The following is a 13,579-nucleotide window of genomic DNA, read 5'->3' as shown; positions in this document are numbered from 1 at the left end:
GAATTTGTACGGACTGTGTCGGAGAGAAAATTAGCGGCTAGCGATGTTTGGGCAGACTTACCGTGACAGTAGTTCCTTCCCCCATCCGGCTTGAAATCTGAATCTCACCTTCATGAAGATCAACGATACGCTTTACGATCGACAGTCCAATGCCATTACCGTGAATCGCACGGTCTCTAGCCTTATCCACCTTGTAGAATGGTTTAAAAATATTCCCGAGCTCATCCTCCGGAATGCCCTGGCCGCTATCCTTGATCGTGGTCAGTACGTGGTCGCCTAAATCCCGAATGGCAATAGCGATGTTATCGCCGTTATCCGTGAATTTTACGGCGTTGCCGAGCAAGTTCATCCATAACTGATTCAATCTGTCCCTGTCAGCGGATAACAGGAGCGGCTCCGCCTCCAGCGAAACAACAAGCGACTTGCCCGACCATTGCGGCTCAAGGGCTATGATGACTCCCCGAACCTGCTCATCCAGCCGATAGTTGCTCACGTTCAGCTTCAGATGCTCGTAATCGAGCGAAGACAGCTGCAGCAAATCCTCGCTTAGACGCGACAATCGGTCGCTCTCCTCGGCAATGATGCCTAGCAGCCGCATGCGGTTCCCCTCATCCATTTGCTTCTGCATAAGCGCATGGGTGAACCCTTTGATCGAAGTGAGCGGCGATTGAATCTCGTGCGAGACATCGGAGACGAATTGTCTCCGCGTTTGCTCAATGGCGCCAAGCTCCTGAGCCATCTGATTAAAACTTGCCGTGAGCTGGCCAATCTCGTCTTTGTGCTTCGATTTCAACCGGACGTTGAAGTCGCCTTTCGCCATCAACCGCGTCGCGCGGGTTAACCGCTGCAGCGGACGGACGACATACCGGGCGGCGATCGCGATAAAAAGGCTGCCGATTCCTAGTATGACAAGCATCTCATTGCGTATCGCATGAGCAAATATTTGGTCGATGTCGTCGTAGTTGGTTTCGACGAACAGCGCAAAATGCTTATCATTAATCGTAAAAGGAAGTCCAATCGTGGGATTTTTGGACTTGTTCTGCTGGCGCTGAAATATACCGCCTTGAAGAACATACTCAATTGCTTTCTCATGAAATTCCGGAGGTTTGTCCTTCTTCGCTACCGATTCAAACAGTACCGTTCCTTCTCCATCTAACAGGCGGATCGAATAGTTCGGGAATGCCGAAAGCCCCAGCAACACGGCATCCGTGTTGTTGGGGTAGGCATTGATATAAGCTTGAATAATCTTTTTTCCGGTGAGGATCATGCTATCTTGAACAGAATAACGAATCTGATCGGTGAAACGTCCGTTTAGCATTAATCCGAGCAGCATGCTGACGATGACCGCTCCCACAAACGTAATGACAACGCGCACATACAACGATTTAGTCACGGCACACCTCCAGCCGGTAACCAAGTCCCCGGAGCGTTACGATTCGAAAATCCTGCTCGTACGCCTGGAACCGTTCACGCAGCCGCTTCACATGGGTATCGACGTTCCGCTCGTCACCTTCATATTCATAACCCCAGATTTGCTCGATCAGCATATCCCGGGTAAACAACTTGCCGGGCTGGCTGCCCAGTACATAGAGCAGCTCGAATTCCTTGGGCGGGATGGATTCCTGCTCGCCGGTATTTCTGTAGCGCACGGCGTAACTCGTCTTATCGAGCGTAACGCCGCCAAGTCTAACCGTCTTGGAAATGGAAATCCGGTACCGCTTAAGCAGTGCCTTCACCCGCAAAACAAGCTCAAGCGGCTCAAACGGCTTCACCATATAGTCATCCGTGCCAAGCTCGAAGCCTTTAATGCGATCGAGGGGTTCACCTTTGGCCGTAATCATCAGAACCGGTTTATCTCCCGCTTCCCGCAACCGGCGGCACAATTCCCAGCCGTCCATCTTCGGCATCATGACATCGAGTACCACCAAGTCTACGACATGATTCGAATAATATTGCCAAGCTTCCGCGCCGTTCCCCATCTCCACGACGTCCATGCCCTCGTCTTCCAAGTACAAGCGAATCAATTCGCGTATATGTTTTTCGTCGTCTACTACCATCACCGTTGTCATTCATGTCGCATCCTTTGTCCCTATTATGCGTACTCCGCTTATCTTTCATTATATCGGCCTAATTTGTACGGAGTTTGTACGACTAGGCGACTAGGATGCTTGCAAGGCTAGTTTATGGCTTAACTCTTATCGTCCGGACGTTGCCCTTGGCCCATCGCTCCGCCAGGACCTCCCTTACCGCCGCCGCCTTGAGAACCAAGTGCCTCCAGGTTTACGGACGATGCGTCAACGAGAGTGCTTGAATCTTCTTTCTGGCCTTCTGTCGTTGATGGGATAGTCCCGTCGAGCTGGCCTTGAATACTCTCGGCGCGAAGGGCTCCCAGTTCTTTCAATTCCGTCACTCCGGCATTAAACTCATCAAGGCTGTAGAATGCCGTAGGATCATCACTTACGTAGCTGGAAATCATAGAGCTTAATTGGTCAACGGTCTGCTCGAACTTCCCGTCGGCAAAGTAGCCATCCATAATCTCTTGCATGTACTCGTGATATTGTTCAAGATACTCGGGATTCTCAAGCAGCTTGCCAAGCAGCGGACGATCTTCCATGCTCACACCGGATACGGGGGTGTCGATCGGGAAGTTCACGACATCCGACGCGCTGCCCGACTGGAAACCGCCAAACGCAAGATTATAATCCCAAGGAAGGATATTGATCTGCCCTTCGTTCTCATAGAGATAATAGTTGTGCGCCATACCGGAAACATAGCTGTCGAGATTAACAACAACCGTATGCGCCGCAAAATATTTAAGCACCGCATCTACATCTACGCTGGATTCAAGGTCTTTGCCTTCGCTTAAGTTCTTCAAGGCATCAATTACCCGCTGCTGATCAGTCTCGTCTGTTTTGGTCTTCGCATTGTCAAAGATAGCCGAATAACTGCTAATCTGATCATCTTTATATTGCAGGGAGGTTCCATTGTCGGCTCTGTTGCCCATACCGCCACCTCCCATACCGGCGCCCATACCGTTACCCATCTGACGGTCCGGCATCGTACTGCCGTCTGCATCGGGAGGCGCAAAGCCTTGTCCCTCCTTCGCATCGCCAGGCATTTTCCCTCCGCCCATTTCCGATTCGGGCTTATACAGTTCGCCTTCATCGTTTTGCGTGCGTTCCATATAACTATTGTCGAGATCTTCGACCGCCAGATAGAAGCCCCACTTCTCGCCGTTCAGCGAAATGTCGGCATAAGCAAATAGCGGTGCATCTACGCCGATGTAAGACATAATGTCATAAGACAAGTATTCCTTCATGCTTGTTGCGTCGGAGAAATTGTTATTAAGCACGATCTTGTCCAAACCTTCCCAGGTTTGTCCATCTACATACTCGTCAAACTTGATCTTGAAGCTATACCTGTCTGTCGTATCGTCCCGCACAATGGCAGAGAGACTCGAATTTCCTTTCGGGCGGATACCCACATTGGTAATCGTTGTGCCATTGATCGTAATGTCCGCTGAAATGTATTCTTCTTGATCCGCATTATCGAGCATTTCTTGCCATTTAGCTTCATCTACCGAAATACTGAAAGTCATCACTTTATTTTTGTCGATATCATCCGCATATTTAAGCGATGCCGTCTGCGCTTCACCGCTCTTTGTTTGAGTAGAAGACTGATTATCCGACGATTGCGTTGATTCACAACCGGTTAACGCGGTAGTAACCGCAATAACTGACGACAATAATATAATGAATTTGGTTTTTCTTAACATATGCTCATCACCTAGCCTTTTCGTTTAGAAGTTGAATGGATTCATAATAGTTCGGAAACCTTTAACGAAGCTTAAGCACAAAAAAAGAGGCTGCAATTTAAAATTGCGCCTCTAGTTCAACGTCATTTAGACCAAATATAAATATTATAGACTCAATGGTTCATTATCCGAGAACAAATCCGGATTGTCCTTCAGCATAGCCGTAATGACTTTCTCCACCGCGGCGGCATCGCATACGCGTACGACGGCATCGCCTAGCTGTCCCTTATGCATCGCGCCTTTATTCTCAAGAACCTCGTCCACTTTCCAAAAATGCTGCGACCACGACAACCCGCAATGTCTGCGGGAAGGGACCGAAATTTCGGTACCACCGGGTAATACCGTGATCAGCATCTCATGGTCATCCGTTAATCTGCCTTGTATGTCGACCCACTCTTCCACGCCATGGATAAAGGTGTTGCGCTTTAAATCGACTCCAATGAGCAAGATAGTCGCCTTGCGATCAAGCAGCTTCCCCCAAGATGAACCTCTTGCGCACGGCGTATCAAATAGATGGTCGTCTTTCGTAAACTCGGCGGCATCCGCGCCTAATGCGGCCACCGAATGGGTCGGGTGCCATGACCGCACGACACCGGGCCTTTTGCGAAACAGTTCGGGCAGGATCCCCACGCACACGGGAGACTCGTCCACGTGAAATTTCGGATTATCCGCTTTGATATAGGACCATGTATGCGTAGGCAATACCAGAAGCCCATCCTTCATATACTCGGACAGCGCATCTAACACCGTATCCGCTCCGCCTTCAACCGGCCCCATGCTTTTCATGGAAGAGTGAACCAATAAAGTTCCCTTGCGGTCTATGCCCAGCTGCTCTAATTGCTTCATTAAGCTCTCTTTTGTAAACATGATGATGCTCTCCTCCTCACAAGATTATCCTGTGTTCCAATATATTTTTTAAGCTAATATGAGACTTTGATGGTCCAAGCTTGACAAGGGAGTCTTGAAATTCGGCCAGTTCCTCGACAGAAGCCGTCTGGACTTTGATTAAATAATTATATTCCCCGCTAATGCGGTATAAATCCGTTACTTCCATCGCTTTGTCGCAGAAATCAACAAATTCCTGACAATGCTCGGTTTTGAGTAAAATAAACGTCGTCATGCCCCGACTCAGATTCTTCAAACTCAATTCGGTCGTATAACCGTTAATGATTTGTTTGTCTTCCAGCTTCAAGATCCTCTCCTTAACCGACGGCTGGGACATGTTCACTTCTTTGCTGATTTGGGAGATCGGCATTCGCGCATTGTGTTGAAGCAGCTGCAGGATCTTTTTATCAATATCGTCAATTGGATGCTCCATCCTCACAAGACCTCCAATATATAAGTTTAATCGGCAAAACTACCTTATATTTATTAACCATCATACCACGATATTCTCATATAACTTATGTATTTCAATGACCTAACCTTTGTATACTAATATCAACTTTTTAGATAAGGGGAAAATTGAATGAGCGTAAACGGTCTTTCTCATGTAGCGATTCAAGCCAAGGATTATAAAGCAACCATTACATTCTATACGAAAGTTTTAGGATTTAAGGTAGGTCATCATTGGAGTCTTCCATCCTTCCGCATCAAAGAAGCGTCCATGCTCGTTTCGCCTGACCGGAGAACCTGCCTTGAAATTTTTGATAACGATGCCGTCATCCCTGCTCAAGGAAAAAAAGCATCCTCCGAACAAGAAATAGCACACGGAGCGTTATTGCATCTCGCCTTTTACGTGGATAACGTCAATGAGATGTACGAAAAAGCCCTTGCTCATGGAGCAAAAGCTTTTGTAGAACCGGATCGTCTGTCACTCGGCGAGCCGCCTCTTGTCGTACGAAATGCCGTCATACATAGCCCAAACGGAGAAATAATTGAGTTTATAGAAGAGGTGGACTTCGATCGGTCTTCAGCGTTTATTCGCTAAACCGTTTATTAATACGCCTAACCCAAATTGAAACTCCTTCTCCCACTCCGGTCTTGTTACAATTGGAGCCAAACGAATCATATTCGGAAATTTATCTTCCGGCAATTGACTATAGAAATGGTCATAATGCTCGCTCATATTATCAGATGAGGTGAATTGATCGTTCGCAATCGTCATAAGTTGAACATTTTCGCTCACGAAACTAAGCACATAATTTTTAAGTATGGATGAGATCCACGGAATATAAGCGTCCTGGAATCCTGCGGCAACAAGCAGCTGGTACAGCTTCTCGATCTGAGTAAGTCTCTCTACGCCTCTTGCGATTGTCTGCTTAAACAATTCTACGGCATCCCTATGCGTAAGAAGAACTCTCCGGAACTCCTCCGCCCAAAGCTCGATTTGCTCTTGCCACGGTACGGAGGACTCCGGCCACGCCATATCTCTGCATATTCGATCAGATAGCATCTGCATGAGCTCTTCCTTGTCTTTGACGTGATAATAGAGGGAAGCTGTTTTCACATGTAATTTATCCGCAATCTTCTTCATGCTTAGATCTCTTAACCCAACCTCTTTCAGCACTTCAAGTGCGGCCCCCAGGATCCGATTCCGATCAAGCGGCACATGGCCTAAACGGCCTTCTTCATTAATTCCATCTGGGTGTTCCATGTTAATTCGTCTTCTTGCCACACTCCTCACCTCTTTAACATGAAGTATAGCATGACTTGACAATCTAATGGGCTTAGATTAATCTAAGCCCATTAGATTAAAGGTTTTCCATACCAATAGAAGGGGATGTAATACATGAAACTTAACCATTTAAACCTCTGCGTTAACGATTTATCCGACGCGGTTGTATTTTTTCAGAATCTATTTGAATTCCGACTTATCGAGCAAAAAGGAACCGCCATCGCAGTTATGGATGACCTTAATGGATTTACCTTGGTTCTTAGCAGCATGCCGGCTCGATCAGATGACAATAATCAATACCCAAAGGATTTTCATCTAGGTTTCTATGTCAGTACTACTTCCGAGGTAGATGAATTCCATAAAAAGCTAACAGGATTCGGAATTGGTACCGACACTACACCAAAAATGATTAGAGGCGGATATACGCTGTATTTCACTGCGCTTGAAGGAATCCTTTTCGAAATCACCTGTTTTGAGAAATAAAACTTGCAGCCTTATGTTGACATGTGCACACGAATGCATATAATTAGATCAGGCGGTGAGACAATGGGACTTAATCACGATCCGAATAAATGCAAACAGCTAATTAAAGACAACATCGATCTTGAGTTCTACAGAGCTATATTCGATCCCGTCCGAAGCGAGCTGGTCATATTCCTGAGCATATACGGCGAAATGACGATTGGCGAAATAGCCGAGCATTTCCCGCAGAATCGCTCCGTCATCTCACGCCATCTGGATTTCATGAACCGATTCCATATCGTGAACAGGAGAAAAGAAGGCCGGGAAATTTACTACAAAGCCAACAAAGAATTTATTGTCGATACATTTGAAAAAACGTCGAATAACATGAAAGCACTCATGAGCTTGCAATAACGGGGTGCTTTTCATTTTATTAAATACGTGCATTTGTGTGCACATAAACACAATAAATATGGAAGGGGTTTTTATTTTGGAACAATCCAATCGGAAATGGTGGGTGCTCGTCACCGTCAGCTTAGCCGTATTTATGGCCATGCTGGATATTACAATCGTGAATGTGGCATTGCCGGACATTCAAAAAAATTTTTCATCTTCTTTTTCAAGTTTGCAATGGGTATTAAACGCTTATACGTTGGTCTATGCCGCGATGTTATTGCCGGTCTCGAAACTAGGGGATATCATCGGACGCAAAAAAGTTTTTCTGCTTGGTTTAGGCATCTTTGTGGTAGGCTCTCTAACAAGCGGATTGGCAGGCAATGATGTTTGGTTGAACATCTTCCGTGGGCTCCAAGGCATTGGCGGAGCCGCGATGATGTCTTTATCGCTAACCATCGTTACGGCTTCATTCCCCGAGAAGCAGAGAGGACTGGCATTAGGCATTTGGAGCAGTGTCGTTGGTCTCGCTATTTCCGGCGGTCCGCTGATTGGCGGGGCTTTGGTGGATAGCTTTGGCTGGCGGTCCATCTTCCTCGTGAATATCCCATTTGGCGTTCTTGCTATCGTATTGGGCATCGTCTTTATTCAGGAAAGCAACAGAAACCGTAATGAAAAGATTGATGTTTTAGGGTTTATTTTCAGCACAGCAGCGATTTTCACTTTGGTATTAGCCCTTATTCAGAAAGAAACGCATGAAGCCTACTCATGGACCAATTGGCATGTATTAAGCCTCTTTGTTGCTTCGGCGGCTTTATTCATTGCTTTTATTGTCACGGAAAGAACGGTCAAGCATCCGATGATTCAATTGTCTATATTTAAAAACAGGTCCTTTAATGGCGCAAACATTGCGGCTTTTGTTCTTGGAGCCGGTTTGTACGGCGGATTCACCTACCTAACCATCCTTATGCAAAATTATATGGGATACTCCGCGTTTGAGACTGGCGTTAAGATGCTGCTCATTAGCGGTTTCACCATTATATTAGGACCCTTAGCCGGAATCATCTCCGGAAAAATCGGCAATCGCTGGCTGATCAGCGGCGCGTTGTTTATTGGTGCCATCGGCATCCTTGCCATTCGCCATATGATCAAGGCGCCTTTTGAATGGGGCTATTTGCTGCCCGGGTTTATTCTTCTCGGAATCAGCAATGCGCTCGTCAACCCGCCAATAGCGAATGCGGCCATGAGCTCCGTTAAGAAACAGCAGGTTGGCATGGCTTCCGGCATTCTTAACGTATTCCGTCAGGTCGGCATCTCGTTTGGCGTCGTTATGCTTGGCATTAAGTTAACCGAAGGCTATAACCATTCGTTGGATCAACATATTGCAGAGATTCACAATGCGGATCCGGAATTAAAAAATCAGATGCTGGAGCTATTTCATAAGGCGGGAGCTTTTGCCGGATCGCAAATGTTTGACAGCAAACAAGCGGAAGCTTTCAAGCAAATGCCTGCTTTTGACGACTTTAAGCGCATCGTATTTAACGCGTTTAACGCGGGGATACAAGACGTGGATTTGCTGATCGCCATTTTATTGCTTATTGGAGCATTGGCAAGCGCTTTGTTGATTCGCAAGAAAAGGGATTCCGTCTAATGTGGAGTTCGTATTAATAAAAGATCCGGGGGCTGCTTGCCTCCGGATCTTTCCCTTCTATTAGACCGGCTTCATTTGCCGGGACTGCGCCCCTTTTGGTTTTCGGCCTCCGAGGAATACGCCGCATAGAATGAACGCTAGCCCTGCGAATAAGGTCCAATGCACAGGCTCGTCGAGCAGCGTAATGCCCCAGATCAATGCTGTGCCGGGCACGAGATAAGTGACCATTGTCGCAAATTCGGCGCTGCCTTCCCGTATCATGTAGTAGAACAAGATATAAGCAATCCCTGAGCCGAATACGCCTAAGCCGATGCATAAGCCCATATTGGTCATGTCGGATAGACGTTCTAGATGAACCTTCTCCGTTGCGAAAGCCATTGCCCCGCTTCCTAGCATGCCGCCAAGCAGCGTACCGAACGTAATCTGGTACATCGTCACTCCTTGCAGACGCCTGGATAACTGGGATCCGAAAGCGTAACACAACGTGGCTGCCAACATCCCGATGAAACCAATCAAATGCACGGACCCGGCCGTCAGCGAACGTAAATCCAGCAAAATAATAAGGCCCGCAAACGCCACCCCCATGCCAACCCACTGCATGCGGTGCGTCGCTGATTGGAAGAACAACGCGCCAACGACAATCGTCCATAGCGGCGTTGTTGCATTAAGAATGGAAGCCATGCCGCTAGTCAATTTCGTTTCGCTAAAAGCAATAAACGCCCAAGGAGCCGCCGTATTGACTACGGCAACGATCATCATGGGCAACCACTTGATGCTTCGCAGCCCAAACGGCTGCCGAAGCACAAGCATAATAATCGTAATGGTGACAAACCCAAACCCCGACCTCAGAAACGCGATCGTCCAAGGGCCAAAATCATGCAATAACTCTTTAACGAAGAAGAAGGATCCTCCCCATATGAGGCTTAATAAAATAAGCGCCCCAGCAAGTCTTTGAGACATTCCTTAACCTACTTTCTCTTTCATAACCGACTGTAACTTTCCGACATTCAAGAATTTTAAATGAACCCGGCTGGATTGTAAATTAGTTTATCCTAATCGAATACACAGCCTGCGATTACTGATAGAATTCGGATGTTTTCTAAATTCGGTGGGATATAACTGCCGAACCTAGAGGGCTATAATGATTTCTATATTAAGTATGAAGCTGGAGGGGACATCATTGAATATTACAAGACACGCAGAAAACCCTATCGTCGTTCCGGGCTTGTACGACTGGCGATTGGCAACCGTTTTCAATCCCGCCGTCATCAAAGATAACGGCAAATACTACATGATCGAAAGAACGGCAGGCTCTCTGACGCCGTGCAAAAATTACCTTGGCCTGCTGGAAAGCACGGATGGCGTTCATTTCACCCACGTTGTAGACAAACCCGTACTGACGCCAGACGAGCTTGGCTTCCCTTACGGCAGCGTGCAGGATCCTCGCATGGTCAAAATTGACGATACCTATTACATGACAATAGCGCTCCGTCCTTGCGCTATGAACTATTATCCGACGGGCACCGGCATTCCGGAACGCTCCATTCCAACGTATCCAGACGGATGGGGAGAAGAAGAAGGACACTGGCTGACTCGCTCTATGCTTCTGTCATCCAAAGATTTAATTCATTGGGATTATGTTTCCACAACGACACCGCTTGAGATTAATGACCGGAACAACATTCTGTTCCCGGAAAAAATCAACGGCAAATACGCGCTGCTTCGTAGACCCGAGGAATACATCGGCGATGAATACGGCACCGAGCAGGCGGCGATCTGGATTTCGTATTCCGACGATTTGAAAACGTGGGATGAACCCGTACTGCTGGCAAAAGCGGAGCAAGAATGGGAAACGAAAAAGATCGGCAGCTCGACACCTCCGATTCGAACAGAGCAAGGCTGGCTTCTGTTCTATCACGGAGTCGATCAGGATACCGTCTACCGGCTAGGCGCAATGCTGCTGGATCTGGAAGATCCAACGATCATCTTGGCGCGTACCGAGAACTATGTCATGGAACCGGAAACATATTACGAGAAATTCGGATATCAAATCCCTAACGTCATCTTCCCTACGGGCTGTGTGCTGGATGAAGGTATCCTGAACATTTATTACGGCGTAACCGATACGGCTATCGCACTAGCATCTGTGCCGCTAGCGGACATGCTGGAGCACCTTCTCGCACCGGGAAATCGGAAGTAAGTCGCATTTTGTAGGATAAAATCGAATGATTATGGGATATTTCCGATTATGAAGATTTTTTATAATGAAAGCGTAGAGCAATTGGGCGCCCTGATTACCGATTTTCCTAATATAAAGCGATTACAACAAAGAAAAGAGGGTCAAAGATGAACCATTTCACGAAACGCACTCTTCTTGTCTCGCTAACGGCTGCATTGGCATTATCGACAGCGGCTTGCGGCAAATCTTCCGACAACAACGCCGACGGAGGAAGCTCTTCGGGCGATACCGTTACGCTTACGATGATGCATCCATGGACGACTCCAAACATTGACAATGATGTCTACAAGGCACGGATCGAACAATTCCAAAAGGATCATCCGAATATCGTAATCAAAACCGACGAGGTTCCGTCCGCTCAATATAAAACAAAGCTGCGCACGCTCGCTGCGGCGAACAACCTGGCCGACATCAACGTCGTTTGGCCCGGTGCCGACCTGGCGCCACTCGTCGACGGCAAACTGCTTGAGCCAATCAATGAATTAATGGATACGTGGAAAGACATCTTGCCTGAAAGCGCTTTAACCCCGTTTAACGTGGACGGACAGCAATATGCAATTCCAACCAAACAGACATTCGTAGATATTATTTATTACAACAAGGACATGCTGTCGAGCGTTGGCTACGATGCGTTCCCGAAAACTTATTCGGATTTCATCGACCTGGTTAAGAAATTAAAAGCATCCAACATAACGCCAATCTCGCTTGGCAACAAAGAGCAATGGCCGCTGCAATCCTCGATGCTGTCCGCTATCGGAGACCGCTTCACAGGCAGCGACTTCCTGCAGAAGGTGTTGACCGGAGAAGCTAAGTTCACCGATCCGGAATTCGTTAGCGCCATCTCCGTCATCGATGAGCTCAGCAAACTGAAAGCGTTCAACACGGACGCGAACAACATGGATTCCGTGCAAAGCCAGGATTACCTGATTCAAGGCAAAGCAGCTATGCTCTTCACTTCCTCAACAGTCGACGCACGCGTGCGGATCAATAACGAAGACGGCGACAAATTTGGTATCGCGTTGTTCCCGAGCGTCGACGGAGGCAAAGGCGATCCAGCGAAGAGCGCGGGCGTTGTCCAATACGGCATCGCTATTAATAGCAAGCTGGACGAACGCAAACAGGCAGCTGCCGAAGAGTTCATGAAATATTTCGTTAGTGAAGACCTGTACAAGGATCTGATCAGCAACGGCGTTGTCGTTCCGGCAAAGGTTGACGTCCCTGAAGATGCCAGCCCTTATCTGAAAGAAATGCTCGACTTAACGGGCAAAGGAACGGCACCAGTATTCGATAGCATCATTCCGACTCAAGTCGTCAGCGTCATTCAGAACGGCCTGCAAGCATTGACCATCGGACGCGGTACGCCGCAGGAAGTCGCACAAGATACACAAGCAGCTATGGATGATTACCTCAAGAAGAAATAACGTTCGCTGAGCAATAATTAGTGCACAGACAGAGAAAACCCGGTCTCCGGGTTTTCTCTGCATACAGAAGAGGAAAAGCTGGAAGGAGTAAGGCAAATGCATACGCTTAAACGGAGCAAGCTGGCGATCTTTATCGGATTGTTCCCGGCGCTCGTCATCTATCTTGGGATTGCCATCGTTCCGATCGGCATTTCCTTCTATTATTCACTCATGGATTGGAACGGAATCGGGTCCAAATCTTTTGTAGGTTTCGACAATTACGTTCGGATGTTTCAAGACGATACATTTTGGCTGTCGGTCAAAAACAATCTTCTCATCATGGTCACGGGCTTAATCGGTCAGCTGCCGCTCGGACTTGTAATGGCCTTGCTGCTCAACAAAGCGTTGAAAGGCTCGGGCTTCTTCCGTACGGTCGGGTTTATGCCTGTCGTTATCTCCTCGGTCATGGTCTCGCTCATATGGGGAATGATGTACAACACGGAATATGGCATGCTCAACAATCTCTTGAAGTTTGTTGGACTCGAAAGCTGGCAGCAAAATTGGCTTGGCGATCCCAAATGGTCCATCCTGTCGATCAGCGCAGCTTACATTTGGCAGAACGTCGGCTTATACATGGTCATGCTCCTAGCCGCGCTTCAAAATATTTCTGAAGAAGTCAATGAAGCCGCAGAGCTCGACGGCGCGACCGGGCTTAGACGAACATGGTTTATTACGCTTCCGATGATCCGGACCACGCTGATGGTCACGATCGTCTACAGCATCAGCAACTCCTTCCGGGTGTTTGACCTTATTCAAGTGTTGACTGGCGGCGGTCCTGCCCATCAAACCGAAGTTATGACCATCCATATGTATAACAGTGCGTTCGTCAATCTGGACTACGGTTACGGCAGCGCGGTATCCATCATGATTTTGCTATTCAGCTTGGTCGTCATCACGATTGCCAACCGGCTCGGCAAAGAAAAAGCCTAGGAAGGAGGAGAAA

General features: G+C 47.6%; 14 protein-coding genes. 7 read left to right on the top strand and 7 right to left on the bottom strand.

The genetic code is table 11. From position 1 onward, the window contains the following. Positions 1–37 precede the first annotated feature (37 nt). From QQK89_RS20620 to QQK89_RS20600, 5 genes are all read right to left on the bottom strand, one after another. Positions 38–1,393 (bottom strand): sensor histidine kinase, encoded by a 1,356-nt coding sequence (locus QQK89_RS20620; RefSeq protein WP_284240554.1) that lies wholly within the window; start codon positions 1,391–1,393, stop codon positions 38–40. Continuing rightward, the gene (locus QQK89_RS20615) at positions 1,386–2,069 is read right to left on the bottom strand and encodes a response regulator transcription factor (RefSeq protein WP_284240553.1); all 684 of its coding nucleotides are present in this window, start codon (positions 2,067–2,069) and stop codon (positions 1,386–1,388) included. Before QQK89_RS20615 ends, QQK89_RS20620 begins: the two co-directional genes overlap by 8 nt. A 119-nt stretch (positions 2,070–2,188) precedes the next feature. Beyond that, the gene (locus QQK89_RS20610; RefSeq protein WP_284240552.1) at positions 2,189–3,775 is read right to left on the bottom strand and encodes a CotH kinase family protein; all 1,587 of its coding nucleotides are present in this window, start codon (positions 3,773–3,775) and stop codon (positions 2,189–2,191) included. A 144-nt stretch (positions 3,776–3,919) separates the two neighbouring features. Continuing rightward, the gene (locus tag QQK89_RS20605) at positions 3,920–4,681 is read right to left on the bottom strand and encodes an AAC(3) family N-acetyltransferase (protein WP_284240551.1); all 762 of its coding nucleotides are present in this window, start codon (positions 4,679–4,681) and stop codon (positions 3,920–3,922) included. Positions 4,682–4,697: 16 nt separating this feature from the next. After that, complete coding sequence (locus QQK89_RS20600; protein ID WP_284240550.1) at positions 4,698–5,132, bottom strand: Lrp/AsnC family transcriptional regulator; 435 nt, start codon at positions 5,130–5,132, stop codon at positions 4,698–4,700. 150 nt (positions 5,133–5,282) lie between these two features. Here QQK89_RS20600 and QQK89_RS20595 point away from each other — a divergent pair, with 150 nt between their 5' ends. Next, a complete protein-coding gene (locus tag QQK89_RS20595; protein WP_284240549.1) occupies positions 5,283–5,744 on the top strand; it encodes a VOC family protein in 462 nt (153 codons plus the stop codon). On the opposite strand, the gene QQK89_RS20590 is transcribed toward QQK89_RS20595, so the two are convergent. Further along, the gene (locus tag QQK89_RS20590; protein WP_284240548.1) at positions 5,727–6,410 is read right to left on the bottom strand and encodes a TetR/AcrR family transcriptional regulator C-terminal domain-containing protein; all 684 of its coding nucleotides are present in this window, start codon (positions 6,408–6,410) and stop codon (positions 5,727–5,729) included. The two genes, QQK89_RS20595 and QQK89_RS20590, sit on opposite strands and share 18 nt — an antisense overlap. A 135-nt stretch (positions 6,411–6,545) precedes the next feature. Here QQK89_RS20590 and QQK89_RS20585 point away from each other — a divergent pair, with 135 nt between their 5' ends. The 3 genes from QQK89_RS20585 (at position 6,546) to QQK89_RS20575 (ending at position 8,937) form a co-directional block, all read left to right on the top strand. Next, complete coding sequence (locus tag QQK89_RS20585; protein ID WP_284240547.1) at positions 6,546–6,914, top strand: VOC family protein; 369 nt, start codon at positions 6,546–6,548, stop codon at positions 6,912–6,914. A gap of 63 nt (positions 6,915–6,977) precedes the next feature. Continuing rightward, positions 6,978–7,307 carry an ArsR/SmtB family transcription factor gene (locus tag QQK89_RS20580; protein ID WP_284240546.1) on the top strand — a complete coding sequence of 110 codons (330 nt, stop codon included), beginning with the start codon at positions 6,978–6,980 and terminating at the stop codon, positions 7,305–7,307. A gap of 76 nt (positions 7,308–7,383) precedes the next feature. Next, complete coding sequence (locus QQK89_RS20575) at positions 7,384–8,937, top strand: MFS transporter (protein ID WP_284240545.1); 1,554 nt, start codon at positions 7,384–7,386, stop codon at positions 8,935–8,937. Positions 8,938–8,997: 60 nt separating this feature from the next. On the opposite strand, the gene QQK89_RS20570 is transcribed toward QQK89_RS20575, so the two are convergent. Continuing rightward, positions 8,998–9,897: a DMT family transporter gene (locus QQK89_RS20570; protein WP_284240544.1), complete on the bottom strand. Its 900-nt coding sequence runs from the start codon at positions 9,895–9,897 to the stop codon at positions 8,998–9,000. A 220-nt stretch (positions 9,898–10,117) separates the two neighbouring features. On the opposite strand from QQK89_RS20570, the gene QQK89_RS20565 reads away from it, so the two are divergent. From QQK89_RS20565 to QQK89_RS20555, 3 genes are all read left to right on the top strand, one after another. Further along, positions 10,118–11,137 carry a glycosidase gene (locus QQK89_RS20565; RefSeq protein ID WP_284240543.1) on the top strand — a complete coding sequence of 340 codons (1,020 nt, stop codon included), beginning with the start codon at positions 10,118–10,120 and terminating at the stop codon, positions 11,135–11,137. A gap of 146 nt (positions 11,138–11,283) precedes the next feature. Beyond that, entirely contained in the window at positions 11,284–12,597 is a 1,314-nt protein-coding gene (locus QQK89_RS20560) for an extracellular solute-binding protein (protein ID WP_284240542.1), read from the top strand. 96 nt (positions 12,598–12,693) lie between these two features. Continuing rightward, entirely contained in the window at positions 12,694–13,566 is an 873-nt protein-coding gene (locus QQK89_RS20555) for a carbohydrate ABC transporter permease (RefSeq protein WP_284240541.1), read from the top strand. Positions 13,567–13,579: the final 13 nt, after the last annotated feature.

It is taken from the genome of Paenibacillus glycanilyticus (genome assembly GCF_030161375.1).
Taxonomy (GTDB): domain Bacteria; phylum Bacillota; class Bacilli; order Paenibacillales; family Paenibacillaceae; genus Pristimantibacillus; species Pristimantibacillus glycanilyticus_B.
The sequence above is the reverse complement of the archived record's forward strand: the minus strand, read 5'-3'. Positions and strand labels throughout refer to the sequence as shown.

Coding starts and splice junctions, on each gene's coding strand:
- QQK89_RS20615 (WP_284240553.1), bottom strand. CDS start 2,069: ATGACAACGGTGATGGTAGTAGACGACGAAAAACATATACGCGAATTG.
- QQK89_RS20610 (WP_284240552.1), bottom strand. CDS start 3,775: ATGTTAAGAAAAACCAAATTCATTATATTATTGTCGTCAGTTATTGCG.
- QQK89_RS20605 (WP_284240551.1), bottom strand. CDS start 4,681: ATGTTTACAAAAGAGAGCTTAATGAAGCAATTAGAGCAGCTGGGCATA.
- QQK89_RS20600 (WP_284240550.1), bottom strand. CDS start 5,132: ATGGAGCATCCAATTGACGATATTGATAAAAAGATCCTGCAGCTGCTT.
- QQK89_RS20595 (WP_284240549.1), top strand. CDS start 5,283: ATGAGCGTAAACGGTCTTTCTCATGTAGCGATTCAAGCCAAGGATTAT.
- QQK89_RS20590 (WP_284240548.1), bottom strand. CDS start 6,410: ATGGAACACCCAGATGGAATTAATGAAGAAGGCCGTTTAGGCCATGTG.
- QQK89_RS20585 (WP_284240547.1), top strand. CDS start 6,546: ATGAAACTTAACCATTTAAACCTCTGCGTTAACGATTTATCCGACGCG.
- QQK89_RS20580 (WP_284240546.1), top strand. CDS start 6,978: ATGGGACTTAATCACGATCCGAATAAATGCAAACAGCTAATTAAAGAC.
- QQK89_RS20570 (WP_284240544.1), bottom strand. CDS start 9,897: ATGTCTCAAAGACTTGCTGGGGCGCTTATTTTATTAAGCCTCATATGG.
- QQK89_RS20560 (WP_284240542.1), top strand. CDS start 11,284: ATGAACCATTTCACGAAACGCACTCTTCTTGTCTCGCTAACGGCTGCA.
- QQK89_RS20555 (WP_284240541.1), top strand. CDS start 12,694: ATGCATACGCTTAAACGGAGCAAGCTGGCGATCTTTATCGGATTGTTC.